17 protein-coding genes are annotated in these 25,924 nt (G+C 68.0%); 6 read left to right on the top strand and 11 right to left on the bottom strand.

Annotated features, from left to right (window positions below; genetic code table 11):
- Positions 1 to 48: 48 nt before the first annotated feature.
- From ku (Y958_RS30470) to Y958_RS30460, 3 genes are all read left to right on the top strand, one after another.
- Positions 49 to 933, top strand: coding sequence for a non-homologous end joining protein Ku (gene ku / locus Y958_RS30470; protein ID WP_088875642.1), 885 nt, complete (start codon positions 49 to 51; stop codon positions 931 to 933).
- A 3-nt stretch (positions 934 to 936) separates the two neighbouring features.
- Complete coding sequence (ligD, locus tag Y958_RS30465) at positions 937 to 3,495, top strand: DNA ligase D (protein ID WP_088875641.1); 2,559 nt, start codon at positions 937 to 939, stop codon at positions 3,493 to 3,495.
- Between the two features lie 77 nt (positions 3,496 to 3,572).
- Positions 3,573 to 4,187 (top strand): glutathione S-transferase family protein, encoded by a 615-nt coding sequence (locus Y958_RS30460; RefSeq protein WP_088875640.1) that lies wholly within the window; start codon positions 3,573 to 3,575, stop codon positions 4,185 to 4,187.
- 10 nt (positions 4,188 to 4,197) lie between these two features.
- On the opposite strand, the gene ku (Y958_RS30455) is transcribed toward Y958_RS30460, so the two are convergent.
- The 5 genes from ku (Y958_RS30455) to Y958_RS30435 form a co-directional block, all read right to left on the bottom strand.
- Positions 4,198 to 5,010, bottom strand: coding sequence for a non-homologous end joining protein Ku (gene ku, locus Y958_RS30455; RefSeq protein WP_088875639.1), 813 nt, complete (start codon positions 5,008 to 5,010; stop codon positions 4,198 to 4,200).
- Positions 5,011 to 5,084: 74 nt separating this feature from the next.
- Positions 5,085 to 8,306 carry an efflux RND transporter permease subunit gene (locus Y958_RS30450; protein WP_088875638.1) on the bottom strand — a complete coding sequence of 1,074 codons (3,222 nt, stop codon included), beginning with the start codon at positions 8,304 to 8,306 and terminating at the stop codon, positions 5,085 to 5,087.
- A gap of 170 nt (positions 8,307 to 8,476) precedes the next feature.
- A complete protein-coding gene (locus Y958_RS30445; protein ID WP_088875637.1) occupies positions 8,477 to 9,649 on the bottom strand; it encodes an efflux RND transporter periplasmic adaptor subunit in 1,173 nt (390 codons plus the stop codon).
- The gene (locus Y958_RS30440; RefSeq protein ID WP_088875636.1) at positions 9,646 to 10,887 is read right to left on the bottom strand and encodes a TolC family protein; all 1,242 of its coding nucleotides are present in this window, start codon (positions 10,885 to 10,887) and stop codon (positions 9,646 to 9,648) included. The genes Y958_RS30445 and Y958_RS30440 overlap by 4 nt, the downstream gene beginning before the upstream one ends.
- A gap of 78 nt (positions 10,888 to 10,965) precedes the next feature.
- A complete protein-coding gene (locus Y958_RS30435; protein ID WP_088875635.1) occupies positions 10,966 to 11,298 on the bottom strand; it encodes a hypothetical protein in 333 nt (110 codons plus the stop codon).
- A 139-nt stretch (positions 11,299 to 11,437) separates the two neighbouring features.
- Here Y958_RS30435 and Y958_RS30430 point away from each other — a divergent pair, with 139 nt between their 5' ends.
- Positions 11,438 to 12,988 carry a tryptophan halogenase family protein gene (locus tag Y958_RS30430; RefSeq protein WP_244909718.1) on the top strand — a complete coding sequence of 517 codons (1,551 nt, stop codon included), beginning with the start codon at positions 11,438 to 11,440 and terminating at the stop codon, positions 12,986 to 12,988.
- Between the two features lie 68 nt (positions 12,989 to 13,056).
- Here Y958_RS30430 and Y958_RS30425 read toward each other — a convergent pair whose 3' ends face one another.
- The 4 genes from Y958_RS30425 to Y958_RS30410 form a co-directional block, all read right to left on the bottom strand.
- Positions 13,057 to 14,064, bottom strand: a complete 1,008-nt coding sequence (locus Y958_RS30425; protein WP_088875634.1) for a cupin-like domain-containing protein — start codon at positions 14,062 to 14,064, stop codon at positions 13,057 to 13,059.
- A gap of 13 nt (positions 14,065 to 14,077) precedes the next feature.
- Positions 14,078 to 14,785 (bottom strand): SapC family protein, encoded by a 708-nt coding sequence (locus Y958_RS30420; protein ID WP_186291640.1) that lies wholly within the window; start codon positions 14,783 to 14,785, stop codon positions 14,078 to 14,080.
- Positions 14,786 to 14,800: 15 nt separating this feature from the next.
- Positions 14,801 to 16,336, bottom strand: a complete 1,536-nt coding sequence (locus Y958_RS30415) for a tryptophan halogenase family protein (protein WP_088875632.1) — start codon at positions 16,334 to 16,336, stop codon at positions 14,801 to 14,803.
- A gap of 174 nt (positions 16,337 to 16,510) precedes the next feature.
- On the bottom strand, positions 16,511 to 19,405 hold the full coding sequence (locus Y958_RS30410; protein WP_211098819.1) for a TonB-dependent receptor: 2,895 nt from the start codon (positions 19,403 to 19,405) through the stop codon (positions 16,511 to 16,513).
- 723 nt (positions 19,406 to 20,128) lie between these two features.
- Between Y958_RS30410 and Y958_RS30405 the strand changes: the two genes are divergently transcribed.
- Entirely contained in the window at positions 20,129 to 20,359 is a 231-nt protein-coding gene (locus tag Y958_RS30405; protein WP_088875630.1) for a tautomerase family protein, read from the top strand.
- A gap of 107 nt (positions 20,360 to 20,466) precedes the next feature.
- Positions 20,467 to 21,204, top strand: coding sequence for a FadR/GntR family transcriptional regulator (locus tag Y958_RS30400; RefSeq protein ID WP_088875629.1), 738 nt, complete (start codon positions 20,467 to 20,469; stop codon positions 21,202 to 21,204).
- A gap of 40 nt (positions 21,205 to 21,244) precedes the next feature.
- Here Y958_RS30400 and Y958_RS30395 read toward each other — a convergent pair whose 3' ends face one another.
- Positions 21,245 to 23,935, bottom strand: a complete 2,691-nt coding sequence (locus Y958_RS30395) for a glycoside hydrolase family 3 C-terminal domain-containing protein (protein ID WP_088875628.1) — start codon at positions 23,933 to 23,935, stop codon at positions 21,245 to 21,247.
- A 58-nt stretch (positions 23,936 to 23,993) separates the two neighbouring features.
- On the bottom strand, positions 23,994 to 25,667 hold the full coding sequence (locus Y958_RS30390) for a GH39 family glycosyl hydrolase (RefSeq protein ID WP_088875627.1): 1,674 nt from the start codon (positions 25,665 to 25,667) through the stop codon (positions 23,994 to 23,996).
- Positions 25,668 to 25,924 lie beyond the last annotated feature (257 nt).

Raw genomic sequence — 25,924 nt, 5'->3', positions numbered from 1 at the left:
CGCCGCCGCCGGCGTTGAGTCGCCATCCTAACGTGGAAGGCGGCGGCCATGGCACCCAGGGCGAACTGGAAGGGGTTCCTGAAGATCGGGGAGGTCAGCTGCCCGGTGGCGCTCTACACCGCCGCCTCATCCTCCGAACGGATCGCCTTCCATACGGTCAACCGGGCCACGGGCCACCGCGTGCATCGGCAGTTCGTGGATAGCGAGACGGGCAAGCCGGTGGACCGTGAGGAGCAGGTGAAGGGGTACGAGGTTGCCCGCGGCGACTATGTGGTGCTGGAGCCGGATGAGGTGGCGGCCGTCGTGCCGGAAAGCGACAAGACCTTGTCCGTCCTGGCCTTCATCCCCTGTGCCGACATCGACGACGTCTATTTCGACAAGCCCTATTACCTGGCGCCCAGCGACCGGCACGCGGATGAGGCCTTCGCCTTGATCCGCGAAGGCATGCGCGCCAAAAAGGTGGCGGCGCTGGCGCAGACGGTGCTGTTCCGGCGGGTGCGCACCGTCCTGGTCCGCGCCCATGGCGCCGGCCTGATCGCCACCACCCTGAACTTCGACTATGAAGTGCGATCCGCTGCCCAGGCCTTCGATGAGATCGCCGACATCAAGATCGATGGCGAGATGCTGGACTTGGCCAAGCACATTATCGAGACCAAGAAGGGTGTCTTCAAGCCTGAGGACTTCGACGACCGGTACGAGGCGGCGCTGGCCGACCTGGTGAAGGCCAAGCTGGAGGGCAAGACGCCGCCGGCGCGGAAACGGGCGCCGCCGGCCAAGACTACCGACCTCATGGCGGCCTTGCGGGAAAGCGCGGGGCTGGCCGGCAAGCCGGTGGCCAAGAAGGCCGCATCCAACGCCAACCGCGCCAAATCCCGCTCCACCCGGGCGGCGCCCAAGCCGAAGGCGGTCCCCGCCCGACGGAAGGCCAGCTGAGCCATGGCGCTGGAGACCTACCACAAGAAGCGCGATTTCGCGGCCACGCCTGAGCCCCGGGGGCGCAAGGGCCGCACGGCGGGTCACAGCTTCGTCATACAGAAGCATGACGCCACCCGCCTGCACTATGATTTTCGCCTGGAAATGGATGGCGTGCTGAAAAGCTGGGCCGTCACCCGCGGGCCCAGCCTGGTACCCGGCGAAAAGCGCCTGGCCGTCCATGTCGAGGACCACCCGCTGGACTATGGTGACTTCGAGGGCACCATCCCCAAGGGCGAATATGGCGGCGGCACGGTCATCGTCTGGGACCGGGGCGAATGGTCGCCCATCGGCGACGCCCACAAGGGCTATGCCAAGGGCCACCTGGATTTCGAGCTGCACGGGGAAAAGCTGGGCGGCCATTGGCACCTGGTGCGCATGCACAAGCGGCCGGGGGAGAAGCGCGAGAACTGGCTGCTGATCAAGGGCGAGGATGAGGCGGCGCGGGGCGAGGGCGATCCCGACATCCTGGAGGAGCGGCCGGAATCGGTGAAGACCGGCCGCGTCATCAATGAGGTGGCGGGGGAGGAACCGGGCTGGTCCTCCAAAACGGGCAAGATCGAGAAGAAGGCCCGCGCGCCGACCCGTAAGGCCGCGCCCAAGAGCGCGCAAACGCCGGCGACGCCCGCCCTGAAGGGTGCCAAAGCCGGCCCGCTGCCGGATTTCGTGGAGCCAGCCCTGGCCACGCTACAGGCCAAGCCCCCGGTGGGTGAGCGCTGGGTGCATGAGATCAAGTTCGACGGCTACCGCCTGCAGGCGCGCGTCGAGGCGGGGCGGGTGAAGCTGCTGACCCGGGGCGGCCTGGACTGGACCAAGAAGTTCGGCAAGGCAGTGCCGGAGGCGCTGGCGGCGCTGCCGGTGGGCAAGGCACTGATCGATGGCGAACTGGTGGTGGAAAACGCGGCCGGTGCCTCCGACTTTTCCGCCTTGCAGGCCGACCTCAGCGAGGGCCGCAGCGACCGCTTCCTGTTCTACGCCTTCGACCTTCTCTATCTGGAGGACCGGGACCTGCGCGGCGTAGGGCTGGAACGGCGCAAGGCGGCCCTGAAGGACCTGCTGGCGGAAGCCGGCGATCCCCTGCGGTACAGCGAGCATTTTGATGAGTCCGGCGGCCTGGTGCTGAACCACGCCTGCCGCCTGAGCCTGGAGGGCATCGTCTCCAAGGTGCGCGACGCCGCCTATCGGCCGGGCCGGGGCAAGGGCTGGATCAAGTCCAAATGCGGCAACCGGCAGGAATTCGTGGTGGCGGGCTACGTCCCCTCCACCACCGCACGCCGCGCCATCGGCTCCCTGGTCATGGGGGTCTATGACGAGGGCAAGTTGCGCCACGTCGGTCGCGTCGGCACCGGCTATACCGTTTCGGTGGCGGAAGAATTGTTCCGCCGGCTGGAACGCATGCGGGTGCAAGACAGCCCGTTCGAGGACACCCTGACGGCGGAGGAACGGCGCCTGGTGCGCTACGTCCGGCCGGAGTTGGTGGCGGAGGTGGACTTCCGCACCTGGACGGGCGACGGTAACATCCGGCATGCCGCTTTCCGCGGCCTGCGGGAAGACAAGGACCCGAAAGACGTCGTGCGTGAACCAGCCGCCAATGCGCCGGCGGGCACCGCCCGCGCGGTAGGCCGGGCGGAGCCCAAGCCCCTGCTGAAGCTGAGCCACCCCGACCGCCTCTATTGGCCGGACGAGGGGGTGACCAAGGCCGGCTTGGCCGACTATTACACGGAGATATGGCGGTCCATTGCCCCCTTCATCGTCGGGCGGCCGCTGGCCCTGCTGCGTTGCCCCAACGGCATCGCCGGTGAGAAATTCTTCCAGAAGCATGCCTGGAAGGGGCTGAGCAAAGCCATCGTCCAGGTACCCGACCCGACCGAGCCGGCGGAAGGGCCGCTGATCGCGGTCAACGACCTGGATGGCCTGCTGGGCCTGGTGCAGGCGGCGGTGCTGGAAATCCACCCCTGGGGTTCGACCCTCAAGGATTGGGAACGGCCGGACACCATAACCCTCGACCTGGACCCGGGGGAGGGCGTGGCATGGCAGGCCGTCATCGACGCTGCGCGCGAGATCAAGGACAGGCTGGAGCAGGCGAGGCTGGCGGCCTTCGTCAAGACCACGGGCGGCAAGGGCCTGCATGTGGTGGCGCCGCTGAAGCCCAAGGCCGACTGGACGGCTGTGAAGGCCTTCACCAAGGGCATCGCCGACGCCATGGCCGCCGACAGCCCGGACCGTTTCGTGGCCACCATCACCAAGGCCAAGCGCACCGGCAAGATCCTGGTCGACTATCTGCGCAACCAGCGGGGCGCCACGGCGGTCGCGGCCTATTCCACCCGCGCGCGACCCGGTGCGGCCGTCTCCATGCCTATGGCGTGGGAGGAACTGAGCCCGGCCATCGGCCCCGCCTATTTCACGGTCATGACGGCACCCACGCGGCTGGCTGCCCTCTCCGCCGACCCCTGGGCGGATTTCCGGGCGGCGGCCCGGCCCTTGGAGGCGGCAAAAAGGCCGGCGCGAAAGCGGGCCGGTTAGGGGTGGCGGGTCAAGGGGCTGGTGCTACGCCCAGTTTCAGGCAGAATGCGCCTCCCAACAACCCAGGAGGCTCCGCCATGCGCCTGATTGGAATGCCGGATTCGCCCTATGTCCGCCGCGTGGGGATCTCGCTGGTGGCCATGGGGCTGCCCTTCGAGCATGAGCGGGTGTCGGTCTTCCGCCATTATGACACCTTCGCGGCCATCAATCCCGTGGTGAAGGCGCCGACCCTGGTGCTGGACGACGGCACCGTGCTGATGGACAGCACCCTGATCCTGGACGCGCTGGAACGCCTGGTACCGGCGGACCGGCATCTTATGCCCGCCGACCCCGCCGCCTTCATCCGGGCCCAGCGCCTTATCGGCCTGGCATTGGTGGCGTGCGAGAAGACCGTGCAGGTGGTCTATGAGCTGGAGCTGCGCCCCGAGGACAAGCAGCACCAACCCTGGCTGGAGCGGGTGCGCGCCCAGGCCATCACCGCCTTCGACCTGCTGGAGCGCGAGGTGGGGGACGGCGGCGCCTGGATGGGCGGTGACCGTCCCAACCAGGCCGACATCACCACCGCCGTCGCCTGGTATTTCGCCCAGAACATGGCCCCGGGCCTGATTGACCCCGCCAAGCATCCCGGCCTGGTCTGCTTGTCCGACCGGGCCGAGGCATTGCCGGAATTCCAGGCCGTGCCGTACGCCTGAGCGGGCGTGTCTATCGTCGCTTGGGCGCGCCCTTGCCCTCGGCGGCCAGGCTTTTCTTCAGCGCGTCCATGATGTTGATGACGTTGCTGGGCGTGTCGGTCTCGGGCGCCTTGGCCTTGGCGGGGCGCTTGCGGCCCTTCTTCTTGGCGGCGATCAGGTCCAGCAGGCGGTCCTGCACGGGGTCGCCCACCAGCGAAGGGTCCCATGGCCGCGTGCGCTCCTCGATCAGGGTCTTGATCAGGGAGAGGAGCTTGGGCTCGGGCTTCTCCTCGCGGATGCCGCCGAAGTAGGCTTCCGCGTCGCGCACCTCATCGCCGTAGCGCAGGGTCCACACGATGATGCCCTTGCCTTGCGGCTCCAGCATCACGGCCCGTTCCCGCCGGTACATCACCAGGCGGGAGATGCCGACCCTGCCGGTGGCGGCCATGGCCTCGCGGATGACGGAGAACGCCTCCTCCCCAACGGGGTCGCTGGGCGTCAGGTAGTGGGGGGTGTCGTACCAAATCCATTCGATGCTGTCGCGCGGCACGAACATCTCGATGTCGATGGTGCGGGTGCTTTCCAGCGCCACCGCGTCCAGTTCGTCATCCTCCAGAATCAGGTAATCATCCTCGCCCCTGGGATAGCCCTTGGCCTCATCGTCCTCGTCCACCGGCTTGCCGGTGACGGCGTCGACATAATGGCTGATCACCCGGTTGCCCGTCTCGCGGTTCAGGGTGTGGAAGCGGACCTTCTCGTTCTCCGACGTGGCCGGCGTCATGGCCACCTGGCAGGTGACCAGGGACAGCTTGAGATAGCCCTTCCAGAACGAACGCGGCGCCATCCGGCGATCTCCTGCGGCGTTGGACCCCAGGAAACCGCTGGACGGGACGCCGGGTTCCCTTACTCCCGGTTCCCTTACTCTGCCAGCGTCGGCACCGCCGTTCCCGCCCCCGCCTCACGGGGCACGGCGAAGCGGCGGTAGAGGGCCGGCAGGACCACCAGGGTCAGCGCGGTGGCGCTGATCAGGCCGCCGATGACGACGGTGGCCAGCGGCCGCTGCACCTCCGCCCCCGGGCCCGTGGCCAGGGCCATGGGCACGAAACCCAGCGAGGCCACCAGCGCCGTCATCAGCACCGGCCGCAGGCGGGTCAGCGCCCCGTTGCGGATGGCAGTCAGGGGATCGTCGCCCTCGGCGATGGCCTGGCGGATGAAGGACACCATGACCAGGCCGTTCAGCACGGCGATGCCGGACAGGGCGATGAAGCCCACGGCGGCGGAGATGGAGAAGGGCATGCCGCGCAGCCACAGGGCCGCGATGCCGCCGGTCAGGGCCAGCGGCACGCCGCTGAACACCAGCCCGGCATCGCGGGCCGAGCCCAGGGCGCCGTATAGCAGCAGGAAGATGGCGGCGAAGCAGGCCGGCACCACCACCGCCAGCCGGTCGCGCGCCGCCGCCAGATTCTCGAACTGCCCGCCCCACGTCACCCAGTAGCCGGGCGGCAGGGACACCGTGGTCAGCCGCGCCTGCGCCTCCGCCACGAAGGACCCGATATCCCGGCCGCGCACATTGGCCTGGATGACGATGCGCCGCTTGCCGTCCTCCCGCCCGATCTGGTTGGGTCCTTCCGCCAAGGTAAAGCTGGCGACGGAGCCCAGCGGTACGAAGCGCGGGCCCCCCTTGCCCTGGTCGGGCAAGGGCACCGGCAGGGCGCGCAAAGTGTCCAGGTCGTTGCGCAAGGGGTCGGCCAACCGCACGGTGACGTCGAAGCGGCGGTCACCCTCGAAGACCTGCCCAGCGGCCCGCCCGCCCACGGCCATGGCCACGACGTCCTGCACGTCCTGGGCACTGAGGCCGAAGCGGGCTGCGGTCTGGCGATCAACGCGGATGTCCAGGGTGGGCAGGCCCGCCGCCTGGTCCACCCGCACGTCGGCCGCGCCGGCGATGCCCTGCAGCACGCCGGCGATGCGGTTGGCCGAGGCCTGCAGGGCCTCGAAGTCGTCGCCATACAGTTTCACCGCCACATCGCTGCGCACGCCGGAGATCAGCTCGTTGAAGCGCATCTGGATGGGCTGGGTGAACTCATAGGCGTTGCCGGGCAAGTGGCCAAGCGCCGCCTCGATGCGGGCCACCAGTGCGGCCTTGGGCAAGGCCGGGTCGGGCCATTGCGGGCGCGGCTTCAGGATGATGAAGGTGTCCGACGCGTTGGGCGGCATAGGATCGGCCGCCATCTCCGCCGTGCCGGTCTTGGAGAAGACGAAGGCCACCTCCGGCATCGCGCTGACCGCCCGCTCTACGTCCCTCTGCATGGCGGTGGATTGGGACAGTGAGGTGCTGGGGATGCGCACCGCCTGCACCGCGATGTCCTGCTCATCCAGCGTGGGGATGAATTCCTGCCCCATGCGGGTGAACAGGCCCACGCTGACCAGGAACAGGCAGGCGGCACCGAAGATCCAGGGCAAGGGCGCGGCCAATGCTCTTTCCAGGACGGGCGCGTACCAGCCCTTGGCCCCCGCCACCACGCGGTTCTCCTTCTCATTGACCGGCCCCGTGATGACCAGGGCGACCAGCGCCGGCACCAGGGTCAGGGACAGGACGAAGGCGGCCACGAGGGCGGTGATGACCGTCAGGGCCATGGGCTGGAACATCTTGCCCTCCACCCCGGTGAAGGTCAGCAGCGGCACATAGACCAGGATGATGATGGCCTGGCCGTAGACGGACGGGCGTATCATCTCCTTCGAGGCGGCCACCACCTCCGCCAGCCGCTCCGGTGTCGCCAGGGGGCGGCCCAGGGCCTGCTGGCGGTGGCCCAGGCGGCGCAGGCAATTCTCCGCGATGATGACGGCGCCGTCGACGATCAGGCCGAAGTCCAGCGCGCCCAGGCTCATCAGGTTGGCGCTGATGCCGGCCTCCACCATGCCCATGGCCGTCAGCAGCATGGTCACGGGGATGATGGCGGCGGTGATCAAGGCGGCGCGGATATTACCCAGCAGGGCGAACAGCACCACGATCACCAGCAGGGCGCCCTCCGCCAGGTTCTTGCCCACGGTGTGGATGGTGGCATCCACCAGCTTGGTGCGGTTCAGCACCACTTCCGCCTTGATGTCGGGGGGCAGGGTGCGGGCGACGTCGGCCAGTTTGGCCGTCACGGCCGCGGCCGCCGTGCGGCTGTTGCCCCCCACCCGCATCAGGGCGGTGCCCACCACCACCTCCCGCCCGTTCTCGCTGGCGCTGCCGCTGCGCAGTTCATGGCCCAGGGTCACGGCGGCCACATCGCGCAGCAGGACGGGGGTTCCGTCACGGGTCGCGATGGGCACGGCGGCGATGTCCTCCGTATCGCGCAGGCGGCCATCGGCCCGCACCACGTAGGCCTCCCCCCGCCGTTCCAGATAGCCCGCGCCGGCGCTGGTGTTGTTGCGCTCCAGCGCCTGTGCGACATCCGTCAGGGTCAGGCCCCGGGCGGCCAGCCGCTGCGGATCGGGCGCCACCTGGTACTGCTTCACGTACCCACCGATGGCGTCCACCCCGGCGATGCCGGGCACGCCCTTCACCTGCGGCCGGATGATCCAGTCCTGCACGGTGCGCAGGTAGGTCGCCCGTTGCGCCTCCGTGGCCAGCACCTGGCCCTCTGGCGTGCGATAGCTGCCGTCGGCCTGCCAGCCGGCGGCGCCCGGCTTGAGCTTGGCGGAATCAAAGGGGGTCAGGGACACGGTCCACATGGCGACCTCGCCCAGGCCCGTGGACAGCGCCCCCATATGGGGTTCCGCCCCCTCGGGCAGGGCCGCCTTGGCCTCACCCAGGCGTTCCCCGACTTGCTGGCGGGCGAAGTAGATGTCCACGTTCTCGGCGAACAGGGCGGTGACCTGGGAGAAGCCGTTGCGCGACAGCGAGCGGGTGCCCTCCAACCCCGGGATGCCGGCCAGCGCCGTCTCGATGGGGAAGGTCACCTGCTTCTCCACCTCCACCGGCGACAGGGCCGGAGCGGTGGTGTTGATCTGCACCTGCTTGTTGGTGATGTCGGGCACGGCGTCGATGGGCAAGCGCAGGGCCGTCCAGCCGCCCACGGCCATCGCCAGCAGGGCCAGCGCCACCACCATCCAGCGGTGGCGCACGGACAGGGTGAGGATGCGTTCAAGCATGGATAATCCTTTATACGTGCGGCGTCCGACCGTGGCCGGTCAGCCGCCCCCTCAGGCGCCGGGCGTCGCCATCCGGCGACTTGGCTTTCCTCGCATTCCAATCCACTGCGTTTCCCGGAATGCTGCGGCGGACGCAGTCGCGTCCTACAGCGGCATGTACGCCGCCGGGCTTAGTCATCATGGCCAGCGTCGCCCTTTCCTGCCTCCGCCTTCAGGATGAAGGCGTTGCCGGCGGCGACGCTGTCGCCGGGCTTAAGGCCGGCCAGCACTTCCACGCGGGTGCCATCGCCCCGGCCCAGGGTGACAGGGCGCCGCTCATAGCCGCCGGGGACGGGCACGAACACCTGGGTCCGGCCCTCCAGCGTCACCACCGCGCCCTCCGGCACCAGCAGGGCGGCCTCCTGCGCGTCCGCCGCCAGCGTGCCGGTGGCGAAATCGCCGGGCCGCCAGGATCCGTCCGGGTTTTCCAGGGTCGCCACCACGGGGGCGGCGCCGGTGGCTGGATCCAGCACGGGACCGACATGGGTGACGCGGGCGGTGGCCGTGCGGCCGTCCGCGCCGCTGACACCCAGTTCCTTGCCCACTGCCACGAAGGGCAGGTCGCGGGCATAGACGGGGAAGGTCAGGGACAGGCTGGCCAAGTCGGCCACGACATAGGCGTCGGCGTCGGCCGCCAGGCGGTCGCCTCGGGTGGCGCCCCGGGCGATGACGTGCCCGGCGATGGGGCTGCGCAGGTCCAGCCGCTGCAGATTGGCACTCTTGGACCTCACGCTGGTTTCATCCAGCCCCAAGGCTTGCAGGCTGTGGCGGGCACGGCCGGTGCGGATGCCGGCTTCCGCCGCCGCCGCCTTGGCCTGGAGGTAATCCCGCTCGGGCGAGATGCGCTGGCGCCACAGCGCTTCCTCCCGCGCCGCCGTGGTGCGGGCCAGCTCCTCGTTTTCCCGTGCCGCCAGGTACTCGGCGCGGGCGTCCGCGACCTCCGTGCTGTCGATCAGGGCCAGCACTTCGCCGGCCGCGACGGCGTCGCCCAGCTTCTTGCGCGCCTCCGCCACCACACCGGCGATGCGGGGGGCGATATGGACGATGTGGTCCTGGTCGGCCGTCACCGTGGCGGTGACGCGCACTTGGCGGATCAGGCGGCCGGGGCCGGCAATGGCGGTGGTGATGCCGGCGGCTTTGGCTTGCTCCGCTGTCAGGCGCACCAGTCCGTCATCATGCGCCTCATGGGCGGCGGGCTCTTGGCCTTTGGGCGCCTCGCCGGTGGCGATCCAGACGGCCAGCCCGCCCAGGGCCAGCGCACCGGCACCCAGGCGCGACAGGGTCTGCATGGAGATGCGGGTCATGGCTGGGCCTCCTCGGCGCCGGTCAGCCGGTCCAGGTCGGCACGGCTCTGGTGATAGTCCTGATAGGCGGCGACCAGGGTCAGGCGGGTGGCCAGCAGGGTACGCTGGGCGTCCAGCACATCCAGGTAGGGGAATTTGCCCTGGCGGTAGCCTTCACGGGTCGCGGCGGCGGCCTGTTCCGCCCCGGGGACGACCTGTCCGGCCAGTGTCTCGGCCTCGGTCCGGGCCACCGCTACGCGATCGCGGGCGATGGCCAGGGCGGTGTCCTGGTCGCGGGTGGCGCGGTCCAATTCCATCTCCGCCTCGGTGCTCTCCTGATAGGCGCGATGGATGCCGCCCCGGTTGGTGTCGAAGGCCGGGATGGGGATGGTGACGCCCAGCACCAGGGCGGTGTCGCGCCCGTCGTTGAAGCGGCGCACACCGGCACCCACGGTCACGTCGGGCACGGCCCGCGCCCGCTCCACGGCGATGGCGGCGCGGGTGCGCCCCACCTCCGCCCGCCAGCGGGCCACGTCGGGGGTGTTCCCGCCGGCGGCGACGGGCAGGGCGGCGCCCAAGTCGCTCAGGGCGGCCGGATCCAGCGGCGGCACCGGGCAGCCCACCAGCAGTTCCAGGCTGCGGCGCGCGGCGGTCTCGTCACGCACGGCGCGGGCCGCACCGATCTCCGCCTGGCGCAGATCGGTGGCGGCGCGATCCTCCTGGATGGCGCTGTCGTGGCCGGATCGTACCCGGGCCGCGACCGCGCGGGCGGTTTCCGCCGCCAGGCCGCGCTGTTCCTCGACGATGGCACGGCGGGCGGTGGCGGCCAACAGGGCGGCATGGGCCACGCGCACGTCACGGACCAGGTCCAGGCGCACGATGTCGGCGTCCAGGCGGGCACGGTTCCCGGCCGCCGTGGCCACCGCCTGGCGGCTGCCGCGCTTGCCGCCCAGCTCCACCAGCTGATTCAGGCCTATGGTCGTTTCCATGGCGCGGGTGCCGCGATAGGGGCCGGACCCGGCCAGGTTCTCCGTTTGCAGCGAGACCTGCGGATTGGGCAGCACACCTGCCTGCATTACGTCGCCCTGGGCGGCTGCCGCGCGGGCCTCGGCGGCCTTCAGGCGCGGATTTGTGGCCAGCGCCTGGGCGATCAGGGTGGTGAGGGAGGTGTCGCTGGGGGGTGAGGCCCAGGCGGGCCATATGGGAATGGCCAGGCCAACGGCAAGCGCCGTGGCCAGCCCGAGGATCGGGATGCGCATAAAGGCTCCGGACAGGCAGGATCGATCGGGCCGCCCCTGGGGGGCGGCGCTAGGGCGCGAAAGCGCGCGGGGGATCGATCAGGCGGCCGGGGGGCGGTCCGGCGGGGCCAGGGCGCGGGTGGTGTAGGGCTGGTCCAGCGGCGGAAGGGCCGCAAGGCGCATCATGACGCTGGGCCCCGGCATGGGCGTGGGCCCGACGGCATCGGCCACATGGACATGGCCGCAGGGGCCCTGGCCGGCGTGGAAATGCACCGCGCTGTGGCGCAGGCCATCGGTGGGGTCGGGCGCCCCCTCCACAGCCACATGCTCCTGGAGGATGCCGCACGTCGGCGCGCCGCCCGCCATCTCGGTCAGGGACGGGCCGTCGAACACCGCCGTGAACAGCAGCAGAAGGGCGAGCAACCAGCGCATGGCGGGCAATCTGGCGATTAAACCCGCCGGCTTCAAGTCTTTCGGCGATTTATGGCGCGCGCCACAAAAAGTTGTGACGCCGCGTGTCGCGCCACGATAGAAAGGAGGAACAGGGAGAGACATCGCCGGGACCCAACGCATGGCCGCGCCGCATACTTCGCCGCAGATTTCGAATGATACCGCTACCAACGCGCCCTTGCGCCGCATCGTCATCGTCGGCGGTGGCACCGCCGGATGGATGGCGGCCGCCAGCCTGACCAGGTTCCTGCGCAACCTGAAGTGCGACATCGTGCTGGTGGAATCCGAGCAGATCGGCACCGTGGGCGTGGGTGAGGCCACCATCCCGCCCATCATGAACTTCATCCGCGTGCTGGGCATCGATGAGGACGACCTCATCCGCCAGACCAACGCCACCTTCAAGCTGGGCATCCGCTTCCAGGACTGGACCCGCCTGGGCCATTCCTATTTCCATCCCTTCGGCCACACCGGCTTCGAGATGGAGGGGATAGGCTTCCCCGCCTACTGGATGCGGCAGCGGCTGGCCGGTGCCGCCGCCCCGCTGGAGGAATATTCGCTGCAGGCCCAGGCGGCCGCGCACAATCGCTTCATGCGCCCGGTGAAGGCGCCGGGATCGCCGCTGGAGGGCATCACCTACGCCCTGCATTTCGATGCCGCCCTGTTCGCCCGATATCTGCGCACCTACTCCGAGGCGCGGGGCGTCACCCGGGTGGAGGGCAAGGTGGTGAAGGTCGACCTGCGGCCCGAGGACGGCTTCATCGACGCCCTGAGGCTGGAGGATGGCCGCCGGGTCGAAGGCGATTTCTTCATCGACTGCAGCGGCTTCCGTGGCCTGCTGATCGAGGAGGCGCTGCAGGCCGGCTATGAGAACTGGCAAAGCTACCTGCCGTGCGACAGTGCCGTCGCCGTGCCCAGCGAGCGGGCGGGCGCGCCGCCCTCCTACACGCTGGCGGCGGCGCGGGAAGCCGGCTGGCAATGGCGCATCCCGCTGCAGCACCGTGAAGGCAACGGCGTGGTCTACGCCCGCGACTTCCTGGACGATGAGGCGGCGCGGGAGACCCTGCTGGCCAACCTGGCGGGCAAGCCCCTGGCCGACCCCCGCATCCTGCGCTTCGTCACCGGCCGCCGCCGTGAAACCTGGAAGCGCAACTGCCTGTCCCTGGGCCTGGCCAGCGGCTTTCTCGAACCCCTGGAGTCCACCAGCATCCACATGGTGCACCGGGGCCTGGCCCTGTTCATCCAGATGCTGCCCGACCGGCGGTGCGAGCCCGCGGACGTAGCCCGCTACAACAGGATGGTGGCGTTCGAGTATGAGCGCATCCGCGACTTCCTGGTGCTGCACTACGCCACTAACGAACGGCGGGATACGGACTTCTGGCGCCATTGCGCCGGCATCGAGTGGCCGGACAGCCTGAAGTCCAAGATCGAGCTGTTCCAGAGCCATGGCCGTATCCAGCGCGAGGATACCGAGCTGTTTCCTGAGCAAAGCTGGCTTTACGTCTTCACCGGCCAGGGCCTGGTCCCGCGCCGCTATGACCCGCTGACCGACCTGCTGGATCCGGAGAAGATGCGCGGCGCCCTGGCCAACATCCACGACGTGATCGGCTGGGTGGTCCAGACCATGCCCCATCATCAGGCCTTCATCGACCGGTACTGCGCCGCCCAATCATGATGGGCATTGACATGATGGGTATTGATCGGCGCCGGCGGGGACCGTCCGGCGACCGAGGCGAATAAGGGCTATCCCCCGCGCAGCAGCTGCATCACCCGCGCGCGGATGCGGCCGTAATTGCCTGCCTTCAGGGGACCCAGCACGCCGTGCTGCTCCGCCGGCAGGTGGGCCAGGGGATGGCCCTGCAGGCGGAAGACGTAATGGTCGAAGAAGGCGCGCCAGGCCTGCCGCTCCGCCTCCGGCCGCTCCGCCATCGTGATCATGGCCAGAAGCAGGCTGGTGAAGGGGGCGTCCGGGCCGGTGGCGAAGGCGTCCCACCAGTAGTTGACCAGGCCGTTGAACGGGGCGGTCGCCTCCACCTGGTGCCACCACAGCTTGGGTAGAAACAGGGCGTCGCCGGGCTCGAGATCCGCCACCAGCGCCTGATCGCGGATGGCGTGGAAGCGTGGATAGGCGGGGTTGTCAGGATCGGACGCGGCCAGGCTGATGGGCTGGCCCGACAGGGTGTTGTCGATGGGGCCGACATAAAGGTCGCCCACGGCCGCCGGTGGGTACAGGGTGAAGCGCCGTTTGCCGGCCACCACGCAGGCCAGGTTCTCGAACGCGTCGTAATGGGTGGCGACGGTGGAGGCGTGGCCCAGCCAGATGCGCCCCGCCACGCCGGGTGGCAGCAGGGGCATGGGGTTCTCCGCCGCGAAGCCCGGCAGATGCTCGTCCAAGGTCAGCGACCCGGCATAGAGGGTGGGGGAGGCGGGGTCATCCAGGGCCCGCACCATCTGGTCCAGCGCCTCACCCAGGCGCAGGGTGCGGCGCTCGAAATTGTTGCCCTTGAGGTCCGCGCCATAGAAATACCGGCCCCGGATCTCCGGTGGGCCGACGAAGGTCTCCATGGCGGCGCCGGGTCCGAAGCCGCCGAGATAGTCGCGCAGGGCGGCGGGCGTGACCTTCGCCACCACCGGCCAGTGCGCCACCAGGCCGCGCAGGATCAGGGGGCGGCCCGCCATCACCACCTCGCCCAGGAACTGCCCCGGCGAGGTGAGGGTGCGGCCGTCGCGTTCGGCGACTTCGGTCGTCATGGGGGCGCCGCCGTCAGCCCCAGGCCGGGGCCGGGCCGGTGCTCAGCTGCTTGTTCTTGCGCTCCGCCATCAGGGGTACGTGCTTCAGCGACGCGATCATCAGGTAGATCAGCTGCATGTAGCCGCGGCGGAACAGGTCGAGCACCGCGGCATCCGGCAGGGCGCGCAGGGCCTCGCGGTCGATGGTGTACAGGTTGGCCAGCTCATGCCGGCTGCCGTCGTCGAAGCTGAGGCTGATATCGATGGGCTCGATCAGCTTCAGGTTCATCAGCGTTTCGATGAAACGCTTGGTACGCTCCAGCCCCGGACGCAATTCCTGCATGGCGTTGATGATGCCCCGCAGATAGGGGGTCATCTCCCCGTTCGGCGAGAACAGCGGCTCGCCGACATCGGTGCCCACCCGGGCGTCGTCCAGGTCGATGGCCAGATCCTCCCCCACCGTGTAGAAGGGGCCGCGCTGCAGGGTCAGCGGGCGGTAGCCCTGCCAGCCGTCCGGCGTCAGGAACAGGTTTTCATTCTGGGCGAAGCCCAGCACGGCGCCACAGACGAAGGCGCCGGTTTCCGCGTCCTTGGACAGCAGGATGGGGCACTGCACGGCCAGCAGGGGGAACTCGGCCACGATGACGGCGACGAAATGCTTGGCGTCGAAGGCGGGGCTGGCCTTGGCCTTCACCTGCAGGTCGCGGTGGGCTTGGGCGTTGACGATGGCGATGTTGGTCATGGGTCCCATCCGGGCTCAGATCGATTGCATGCCGTGGTCGCGGATCTTGCGCACCAGGTCGCGGTTCTTGGGCAGGTTCGCCCTCATCTTCTGGGCCATGGCCGCGTTCTCTGCCATGATGCGGCTGGCCAGGAGGGCGTCGGCACTGTTTTCGGCGGGGTCCACCTCGGTGCGGAAGCCCATGCCATACAGCACATACTGGTAGCTGGCGGCGGGGAACACTTCCTCCAGCCGGTCGAACTCATCCAGGAACCAGGGCGCGCGGTATTTCCACAGGCGCAGCAGATCCTGCAGCCGTTCCGGTGTCGAGGCGGGATCGACGTTGTCGCGCCAGAACGCCGTGTCCGTCCGCTGGGTCAGGACATAGTGCAGCTTCAGGAAATCGATGATGCGGCCCCAGCGGTAGTGCGTCACTTCGTTGAAGCGGCGGGCGACCACATCCATGACGCTGCGGCGGGCCGGCAGCTGGTCGGCGATGATCTTGGCCGACAGCTCGATCAGCATGATGGCGGAGGCTTCCAGCGGCTCCAGGAAGCCCGCCGCCAGGCCCACGGCCACGCAGTTGTTTTTCCAGAACATCTCGCGATGGCCGGAACGGATGGGAATCTTGCGCGCCTCGGCCTGGGTGCCGGCGTAGCGCGCCAGCTCGACCCGCGCCGCCTCCTCATCGATATGGTCGCTGGAATAGACGTAGCCCAGGCCGCGCCGGGTGGGCAGGGCGATATCCCAGATCCAGCCGGACGATTGCGCGGTGGCGATGGTCTGCGACGCCATGGGGGCGTCTTCGCTCTCGTGCGGAACCTGGATGGCCAGCGCCGTGTCGCAGAACAGCACGTCGCGGCAGTCCTTGAAGCCCACGCCCAAGGTTTTTTCGATGAGCAGGGCGCGAAAACCGGTGCAGTCCACGAACATGTCGCCCGTGATCTCACCCGCCTGCTCGGTCACCAGGCTGGCGATGTCGCCGCTTTCATCCTGCTTCACTTGGGTGACGTCGGCCAGGACATGGTGGACGCCCAGCTTTTGCGTGCAGTGCTTCTGCATGAAGCTGGCGAACTTGCCGGCGTCCAGGTGATAGGCATAGTTGGCCAGGCCCCGGTATTCGGGGGTGGCGATGGTCTTGGGCGCCAGGCCTTCCTCGCAGATGGCCTCCTGCGGGCAGACGGCGGCGGAAAAGGTGCGGCCGCGCGCGTCCTGCAGCCAATGGGGCACCAGGTTCACCTGGGACCAGCCGTGCGGCAGCATCAGCGGGTGGTAATAGGCATCATCGGGGGCGCCGGTGGTCCAGCCCACGAACTTGCCGCCCTGCTTGAAGGCGGTGTCGCAATGGCGGAAGAACTCCGTCTCCGAGACGCCCATCTTTTCCAGCGTGGTGCGCATGGTGGGCCAGGTGCCCTCGCCCACGCCGATGATGGCGACGTTGGGGGATTCCACCAAGGTGACCTTGAAGCCCGAGGCCATGCGCGCCTTGTGCCGGGCGGCGATGACGCCCGCGGTCAGCCAGCCGGCGGTACCGCCGCCGACGATGACGATATGCTGGATGGGACGATCCATGAAGGCATCCTGGTTTTCGGAGACGCCGGCCCCCCTCCCTGGCGGGGACGTGCGGCATCCGGTATCGGTCCAGTTTAAGGCCTTTCTCCCGCTCCTTCAGAGGGAAAAAGGGGGCCGCCACGTGCCACGGCGGCCCCCAGGAGTTTAGGAGGAAGGTACGCTCACAAACAAACCTTAGTACTTGAAGTGCGCGCCGATGGTGTACCGCTGCCCGTAGGCGACGGCATCCAGCAACTGTTCCTGGTACCGGCCATGAGTCGAATAGGTCTCATTGGTCAGGTTCAAGGCTTCGAAGTAGACGCTCACATACTCATTGATGTCGTAGCTGGTGCTGAAGTCCACTTCCCAGGCCGGATCGACGAAGGTCGGTTCGGACCCGTAGATGGAACCGCCCTGCGCCTGGCCGAAGTGGTCCAGGTACTCATCGCGCCAGTTGACGGCGATACGCGCCTGGAACCCGTACTTGTCGTAGAAGCCGACGAAGTTGGCGGAGTTGGCGAGGCCCGTGACGGCGAAGTTGCTAACCGCCAGGTTCAGCGGATCGTAGGGCTTGTTGGTGCCGACGACGGTGGCGTTCGCCTGGAAGCCGAAGCCGGTGTCATCGAACACATGCTGGATGGACATTTCCAGGCCGTAAACCTCGGCCGTCGGTCCGTTGACGTAGGTGCTGTAGCTGTACTGCATGTCCTTGCCGGTGGTCGGGTCGATGACGCCGGCGAAGGTCTTCTGCGATGTGCCGCCGATCACGAAGTTGCTGACGCTCTTCATGAAACCATCGAGGGCGACGTAGGAGTTGCGCTGATAGTAGTACTCGGCACCGATATCCAGGTTATCGGACAGGTAGGGCATCAGGTTGGGGTTGCCACCCGAGGCCGACACCGTGCCGACGCGCTGCGTGGTGATGCTGTAGACCGGGGTCATGTTGTTCAGCGGCGGACGGGTCAGGGTGCGCGACGCGTTGAAGCGCACCTGCAAGTCGTCCGTGACGCCCAAGGTCAAGTCCAGGTTGGGCAGCATGTACTGGTAATTGTTGGTGCCCTCGACCGTGCTGACCGGACCGTAGGCCACCGTGAACGCGGTCTTGTCGCCCGGCGTCACGGTGAAGGCGGTCGGCGTCTGGCCCAGGCCAGAGGAGATGACGTGGGTGATTTCCTCGCGAACGCCCAGGTTGACCTTCAGCGGCATATTGGCCACCTGGGTCTTGAACGTGGTCGAGATATAAGGCGCGTAGGTCTCTTCCTCGATATTGCGCTTGGAGCCCGGGGACAGGATCAGGCGATAGGTGCCGTCGAAGGGCGGGGTGCAGCAGCCGTAGTTGAAGCCCGGGATGTTCTTGGTCTGCGGATTGCCCAGGCCCTGCAGGTAGTTCAAGATCTGGCCCGGATTGGCCATTAGGATCTGCGGCGGCAGGTTGCCGTTGTTGGCGAAGCCCGGGATGAAGTTGGACGTGCTGAAGGTCTTGGTGAACCAGTCCTGCGGCAACGCCACGCCCGTGGGCGAGCCCGACGCCGGACCATAGCCGCTGTACGCCTGCCAATCGCTGTTGGTGAAGCTGTCGTAGCTGGCCAGATCTTCCTTGTTATCGATGTACTGCATGCCGAAGCGAATGGTGGTGTCGCCACTCTTCCATTCAGCCTCGGCCTTGCCCTGATCGATGACGTTGTAGTTGCGGGTCGAACTCATCGGGAAGACGTGCGACCCGATGAAGCCGTTGGTGAAGTGCGACGTGTCGCCGTTCGGCCCGTAGACAGTGGGGTAGGGCAGGGCACCGGCCGCGACGCCGGTGATGCCCACATTGTTGGTGTTGATGCAGGTGCCGCTGGCGCAGGAACCGTAGCCCACGTCGGCGTCCAGGCTGGTCAGCTGGCCGTCGGGGTTTTGCCAGGATTCCGAGCGGGCGGCGTCGACCGTGATCTTCCAGTTGTTGGTCGGCGTCCACTTGATGTTCAGGCCGTACAGGTTGTTTTCCAGCACCTGGCTGTTGTACTGGGCCTGGAAGTCGGTCGGCGTGTTGGGCTGGACGAAATCGACCACCGACCCGTTGCTGTTCAGCTTCACGTTCTGCAGGGCACCCGAGTTGAACCAGATGCTGTAGCCGTACTGGTTCTGGTGGGCGTCCTCACGCTGGAAGTCGTCGTTCAGCGTGATTTCGATCTGGTCGGACGGCTGCCACTGCAGGGCCAGGCGGCCGGACTTGCGGATGGTGTCGCTGTGTTCCTGGTACAGGCCGTAGTCCTGGATGAACCAGGCCGGAACGCCGGACGGCGTGCCGGATGCCAGGCTGCCGAACTTGTCGCTGGTGGTGCCGATCCAGCCCTGGCTGTTCACATGGTTGCCCAGGGTCTGGGTCTCGTTGAAGCCGGCGGCCAGCAGGATGCCGAAGGTGTCGTGGGCGAAGGTGTCGCTGACCAGGATGGCGCCGTTGGGGGAGGCCCCATCCGCGTCGGAGGCGTAGGAGCCGGAAACCGAGCCGGCGGCCCGGAATCCCGAATGTTCCAGCGGCTTGGGGAACTTGATGTTGACGGTGGCGCCGATGGCGCCGGCCGACAGCGATGCGTCCGGCGACTTCAGGACGTCGATCTGCCCGATGAAGTCGGAGCTGACGGAGCTGAAGTCGAAGCCGCGGCCGGAACTGGCGGCCGAGGCGGACACGCGGCCGTCGAACAATGTTTCGTTGAAGCTGGGGCCAAAGCCGCGGACGGTGATGGCGGTGGCGTCACCGGTGGAGGTGGGCACGCCGCCCATGCTGCTGGTGCCGCGGCTGATGGACACGCCGGGAATGCGCTGCATCGAGGCTGCGACGTTGGAATCGGGGAACTTACCGATGTCCTCGGCCGAAATGGCGTCGACGATGCCATCCGCCTCGCGCTTGATATCAAGGTTACGTTGCAGAGATCCGATAATGCCGGTGACGATGATATCTTCCATCGTATCGGAATTGGTGCCGCCCTTGTCCGGGTTGGGCTGAGTCGTTTGCGCGAATGCCGGCGTTGCCAGACCTGCGATGGTGACCAGCGAAACACCGGCCAGAACGGCCGTACGGAAATTCGCCGTCGGTGACTTGGACACTCCCTTTTTTCTTTGGAAACTCACCATATTTTCCCTCCCTAGTTTTAAAGGCGCTGATTTTGTTTGTGATACCGGGCACGGGACACAGAAATACGGAAACGCCAACAGCAGCTGTTAGCGCTATCATATTTATATGCAAAATCCCGTGTGCAGCTTATCGCTGGCGGCCAAGCGGCATGATTTGCCGGCCAGCGTTCATCCTCCCGTTCGCTAGAGTAATTCTAAGCCACCACTGTCGTGGAAAGCCCTCAACCCTATGCAATGGTAACGCTACCACAGGGTGCGGGTAGGGGCGACAAAAATCTGAACATTGCGATTTTGAGAGGCGGAGTGTGTCATTTGTACCAACATTCCCGGTGGCGACGGGGCGATGAGAACGGTCTCAGCCAATGACGTGTGGTGAACAACGGCGGCGCGGCATAGGGACTCCGGCGTTTTTCGCAGGTGCAGCAACCAGAAGGGGAAAAGGGGCCGGTTGCCGCGAAGCGCTGCCACAGGCCCGCGGTTACACTAACTGGGCGGTGCTCGCCCCGGCGGACGCAGTCGCGCCCTACAGCGGCACGAGTCAGAATCTCGTGCCGCTGGTGTAAGACCATGCGTGACCGAGGGCTCTGAACGCGCCCGGCCTCTGCTAAAGTGGCCGGCCTATTACCCGCTTGTTCGGCGGCCCGATATGGGCCGACCAGCTGATGCACCCTCGACCTGTACGGAGCCGCCTCACCTATGCCCCACATCATCGTGAAGATGTACGCCGGCCGCAGCGAAGCGCAGAAGACTAAGCTGGCCGAGGAACTGACCCGCACGCTCATGACCCATATGGGCAGCAGCGAGGCATCGGTTTCCATCACCATCGAAGACATCGATCCCGCCGACTGGGTGGAGACGGTCTACAAGCCCGACATCGTGGACAAGCCCACGACCCTTTATAAGAAGCCGGGTTACGATCCCCGCTGAGGGGGTGCGGCCGATAGCTGGTGCCGTTGCCGCCCGGAATGTTACAACGGTGGGGCGGCGGCCCCGGGACGGGCCACCTATGGATGTCAGCGCCGGCGGATTGTCGTATGGATGAATTGATCGCCGGGCTTACCCGTCTGGGCCGGGGTTCCCCGATGGGTCGGCTGCACGGCTCCCTGGCCCGAAAGCTGGGCACCGACATCGTCACCGGCCGTTACCAGCCGGGCGATGTCCTGGAGAATGAGATCGTTAACGCCGAGCGGCTGAAGGTCTCCCGCTCCGCCTATCGCGAGGCGTTGCGCATCCTGGCGGCCAAGGGGCTGGTGGAGAGCCGGCCCAAAAGCGGCACCCAGGTCTGCGCCCGGTCGCGCTGGAACCTGCTGGATCCCGACGTCCTGGCCTGGCATTTCGCGGCCGAACCCAGCAAGGACTTCATCTACAGCCTGTTCGAACTGCGCATGATCGTGGAACCGGGCATCGCCGCCCTGGCGGCGGAGCGGCGCACCGAGGAACAGCTGGCCCGCATGACGGCGGCGCTGGACATCATGGATCGCCACACCCTGGCGGCGGAGGCGGGGCAGGCCGCCGACGCCGACTTCCACGACACCCTGCTGGAGGCCAGCGGCAATCCGCTCATCGGGTCGCTGGCCGTCAGCATCGGGGCGGCGGTGCGGTGGAGCACCATCCACAAGCTGCGCGAGGGGGTGGTGCTGCGCGACCCCATCCCCCTGCACCGCTACGTCCTGAACGCCGTCGCCGCCCGCGATGCCGAGGCGGCGCGCGACGCCATGCGCCTGCTGATCACCGAGGCGCTGCGCGACACGGCCCAGTCTTTCAAGGCATAGCCTGGCAAAGGCGTAGACTGGGCCGCGCGCGGACTTCGGCTTACCGCTCGATGGACAGCGCCGCCGTGGTGGCGAACTGCCCCTGCTTGACGGGCACGCCGCTGTCCGGCTGGCCGGAACCGACGCTGACCTGGTAGGTGCCGGCCATGACCTGGCGGTCACCGTCGCGGGTGACGAAGCTGAGGTCGCGGGGCGACAGCTCGAACGATACCGTGCGGCTTTCACCCGGCGCCAGGGACAGGCGCTGGAAGCCGCGCAGCGCCAGGCGGGGCGCCCCCTCGAACGCGGGCGGCTTCAGGTACAGCTGCGCCACCTCGTCGCCCGCGCGATCGCCGGTGTTGGTCACCGTGGCCGTCACGCGCACGCCGTTCTCGGCGCCGCCGTGCGTCGGCTCCATGGTCACGGGGCCGTAGTCGAAGCGGGTGTAGGACAGGCCGTAGCCGAAGGGGTAGACGGCCTGGCCGGTGAAGTAGCGATAGGTGCGGCCCGTCATGGCGTAATCGTCGAAGGGCGGCAGGTCGGCCACGCTGCGGTAGAAGGTCAACGGCAAGCGGCCGGCCGGGTTGGTCTTGCCCGACAGCACGTCGGCGACAGCCAGGCCCCCCGCCTGGCCGGGGTACCAGGCCTCCACGATGGCGGCGGCGTTGTCCTTGGCCCAGGACAGGTCCAGCGGGCTGCCGTTCAGCAGGACCACCACCACCGGCTTGCCCGTGGCCTTGGCCGCCTGCAACAGGCGGCGCTGCTCCGACGGCAGGTCGAGGGAGGTCTTGTCGCCGCCGGCGAAGCCCTCGATCTGGCGCTTCATCTCCTCGCCCTCCAGGTCGGCGCTCAGGCCCACGGCGGCGACGATGACGTCGGCGTCGGCCACGGCCGCGGCCAGGTCGCCGTCAGCGGTGGGGGCGGCGGCGGCGGGTGCCACCCGCTTCCACAGGAATTCCACCCCGCCCATGGTGTGCACGTCGGTGGCGACGCGGATGGGATAGCGCTTGCCCTTTTCCAGGGTCACGGTTTCCAGTTTGGGCAGGTCACCCCACAGCGGCGTGCCCAGGTCCACGCGGCGGCCGTCGAACTCGAACTCTCCGCCGGAGAAGCCGGTCATGCCCAGGCGATAGGTGCCGGATTCGGGCGGCACCAGGAAGCCCGTCCAGACCACGCGGTAATTCTCTGCCACCGTCTTCTGGTCATGGCCGCTGCCGCCCACGCCAGCCTCGACCCGCGTCAGCACGGGCTTGGACGTCACCTCCAGCGGCGGCATGGAGCCGAAGGGCGCGTCCGGCGCCGGGGCCTTCACCGGACCGCTGGCGTTGAAATATTGCGCCCGCACGCCCGGCTTGCCGTCCGGCGTCACCAGGGCGGACGTGGGCACCGGGTCACCGTCCATGACGGTCTCGTTGAAGGGGACGTGGGTGATACGGGCGCCCGGCATCACCTGGCGCAAGCCGTCCAGCACCGACACGGGCGGGGCCGACAGGGCGGAGGAATAGTTGCCGCGCAGCACGCGGGTGGAATCGCCATGCGGGCCGATCACCGCCACCTTGACGCCGGGCTTCAGCGGCAGCACGCCGTCATTCTTCAGCAGCACCATGCTTTCACCGGCCACCTTGCGCGCCAGCTGCTGGTGCTCCGCCGTGCCGATGGCCTGGACGGGCACGTCCTGCTTGGGACGGTCCAGGCCGGGCAGGTCGCCGTTGCGGTAGCGGGCGGAGAACAGGCGCACCAGCGCCAGGTCGATGTCCGCCGCACCGATCAGGCCGCGCGTATACGCCTCCTTGTAGCGCGCCGCCAGCCCGCCGCCCCCGCCGAACAGCGTGGCGACGTTGCACTCGTTGTCCACCCCGGCCTTCAGGGCGGCGGCCACCGCGGCGGCCTGGTCGGGCGCGTACTTGTGATTGTCGGCGATGTCCTTCACGGCGTCGCAGTCCGACACGACATAGCCGGTGAAGTGCCACGCACCGCGCAGATGGTCCTTCAGCAGAAGGTCGCTGGCGCAGGCCGGCTGCCCGTCGATGCGGTTGTAGGCGCACATGATGGACCCGGCGCGCGCCTCCACGATGGCGGCGCGGAAGGCGGGCAGGTAGGTATCCTCCAGGTCGTGCGGCGAAACGTAGACGTTGGCGGCATGGCGGGTCGATTCCGGGCCGCTGTGCACGGCGAAATGCTTGGGTGTGGCCACCACGTCCGGCAGGTCGGGGTTAGGCCCCTGCATGCCGCCGACGAAGGCTACCGCCAGGCGCGCCGTCAGATAGGGGTCCTCGCCATAGGTCTCCTGGCCGCGGCCCCAGCGCGGGTCGCGGTAGATGTTGATGTTGGGCGACCAGGTGTCCAGCCCGGTGCCGATGCGGCCCAGGTGGCCGGTGGCGCGGCCCAGCGTGTGCAGGGCGCGCACCTCCACGCTGACGGTCCCGGCCACGTCGTGCACCAGGGGCGCGTCGAAGGTGGCGGCCAGGCCGATGGGCTCGGGGAAGTTGGTGGTGGGGACGGCGCCGATGGCGCCGTGCAGCGATTCCGTCCACCAGTTGTAGGCGGGGATGTCCAGCCGGGGGATGGCGGGCGCCACGTTGACCAGCTGGCCCAGCTTCTCATCCAGTGTCATGCGGGCGACCAGGCTTTGCGCCTTTTGCCATGCCTCGCCGACGGCGGGAGAGGTAGGCTGGTCCGCGCGCACCTGGGTGCTGGCGGCGAAGAAGGCGGCGCCGAGCAGCAGCGCGCGTGTCAGGGGGCGATAACGCATTCTTTCCTTCCCATTCCTTGTTCTTTTACCGGGGTCTTGAGGTCGGCCGGGGCCGTCGTTACCAATCCAGCGCCAGCAGCGAGACCGACTGGCGCGGCATATCCAGGGTGAGGGGGACGGTGCCGCCCGAGGGCGCCAGCCAGCGGGGCGATTCCATCAGCTGCAGCCCGGCCTGCCCCTTCAGCTCCGCCAGTTGCGCCGGGGTCGGGTTCTGCGGCGACCCCATGGCCTGCCAGGCGGTGTAGGCGTTGGAGTGGCGGTCATCGATGCGGTAGTGGCTCAGCCGTACCCGCGCCGCCGTTTTGGGCAGGCCAGTGATAGTCAGCGCCACGGGCGTACCGCCGGCCGGCTTCGCTTCGTCATGATAGTTCCACACCATCACGGCGGCGCCGCGCGCGTCGGCGGTGGCCAGGGCATCGATGTCCGGCGCGTCGCGCACGCCGTGGGCGATGATGTCGGCCGCCGTGTGGGACTGGGGGCCGGCGGTGGCGACGCGGGTGCCGCGCAGCATCGCCGCCATCCGGAAGAAATTCAGGATGGGCTTGTCGACGCCATTGGTCGACAGGTCGCGGAAACCTTCGAAATAGGCCCGGCCCTCGAACTCGAACGACCAGCTCAGCATGGCGAGCAGGTTGACGCCGTGCCGGTCGGCCAGCTCGAACAGGCGCTTGTAGGCGGCGGCAGTATAGGCGGGATAGAGAGCGCCGTTGCGATAGGCGTTGGCGGGGTTGACGGTCATGGAGCAGGCAGCGCAGCCCTCGGGGTCGGCCTCTGACAGGATGATGGGCAGGGAACGGAATTCCGGGTGGCCGGCGATCAGGGCGAAGCCCTTGTCCACGTCCGTCAGTTCCTGCGCCAGGCCCATGGTGACCTGCCCGTCCTGGATGGTGGGCTGTCCCTTGGCGTGGAAGGAGATGAAGTCCAGCGGCGCCCGCGTGGCGGCGACGTGGTCTAGGAAATCCTTCAGGAACTGGGCGCCGCTGGCTCCGCCGGGCCCGGTGGTGGCGGGGCCGCCCACCTTGGCCTGGGGTAGCACGGACCGCACCGCGGCGACGGTGGTGTCATATAGTTGGAAATACTGGGCGGGCGTGCCGTGCCAGTAGGGAATGTCCGGCTCGTTCCACACCTCGAAATACCAGCCGGCCACGGTCTGCCGGCCATAGCGATCCGCCAGGTGGGCCACCACGGTGCGGATCAGCGCCCGCCACTTGGTGTAATCCTTGGGTGGGCTGTGCACCGTGCCGCCGATGGCGGCGTCGGGGTAGACATCCTCATAGGGTCCGGCGCCGCTGACCAGGGCCTTGGGCGTGAAGCCCAGCTCCACCATGGGCACCACGCCGGCATCGCGGTAGGCGTCGAAAATCCCATCCAGGATGTGGAAATCGTAGACGGGGTTGCCGGCCGCGTCCTCGGAATAGACGTTGGTCGAACTCCATTTCAGGGCCGCCACGCCGTCGCCGGAACTCAGCAGGTGGTGGGTGCGGATGTGCACCGGCACCGGCGCCAGGTCGTGCAGCTCGGTCAGCAGGGCCCGGCCGTCCCGCATGGTGGTGTAGTTGGCTTCGTCATAGCCGAACCAGGCGTAAAGGGGATGAGCCGGGCCCACCGGATGGGCCAGGTCCACAGTGATGGACACCGGTGTCGGCATGGGTTGGGGTGTCGGCATGGATTGGGCCAGCCCCGGCCGGGATGAAAGGCTCAGCGCCAGCAGACCGGCCGCCAAGGTGCGCACCCGCTGTCGCCGCCGGGCCGCCCGGCCCCTCCGGCCGTCCTCGCTTCGCCAATCATCCGCCGCCACCCGTTCCTCCCGATTTTCGTGGCCGATTTTCGTGGCCGTTTTCCGTGGCCCGTTTTTTGTGGCGCCACCCTGACACATCTTGACTCCAAATCAAATACTCAGACAATTAAATCATGTTAGCGCTCACATTGCGCGACACGCACACCTCCCGCCGTCACGGACGGGGGGCAAAAACCGGGCGACCCGTCAGG

Origin of the sequence: Nitrospirillum viridazoti CBAmc (assembly GCF_000730165.1) — a bacterium.
In the GTDB taxonomy this organism is placed as follows: Bacteria; Pseudomonadota; Alphaproteobacteria; order Azospirillales; family Azospirillaceae; genus Nitrospirillum; species Nitrospirillum viridazoti.
This window is presented reverse-complemented; position numbering and strand designations above follow the sequence as displayed.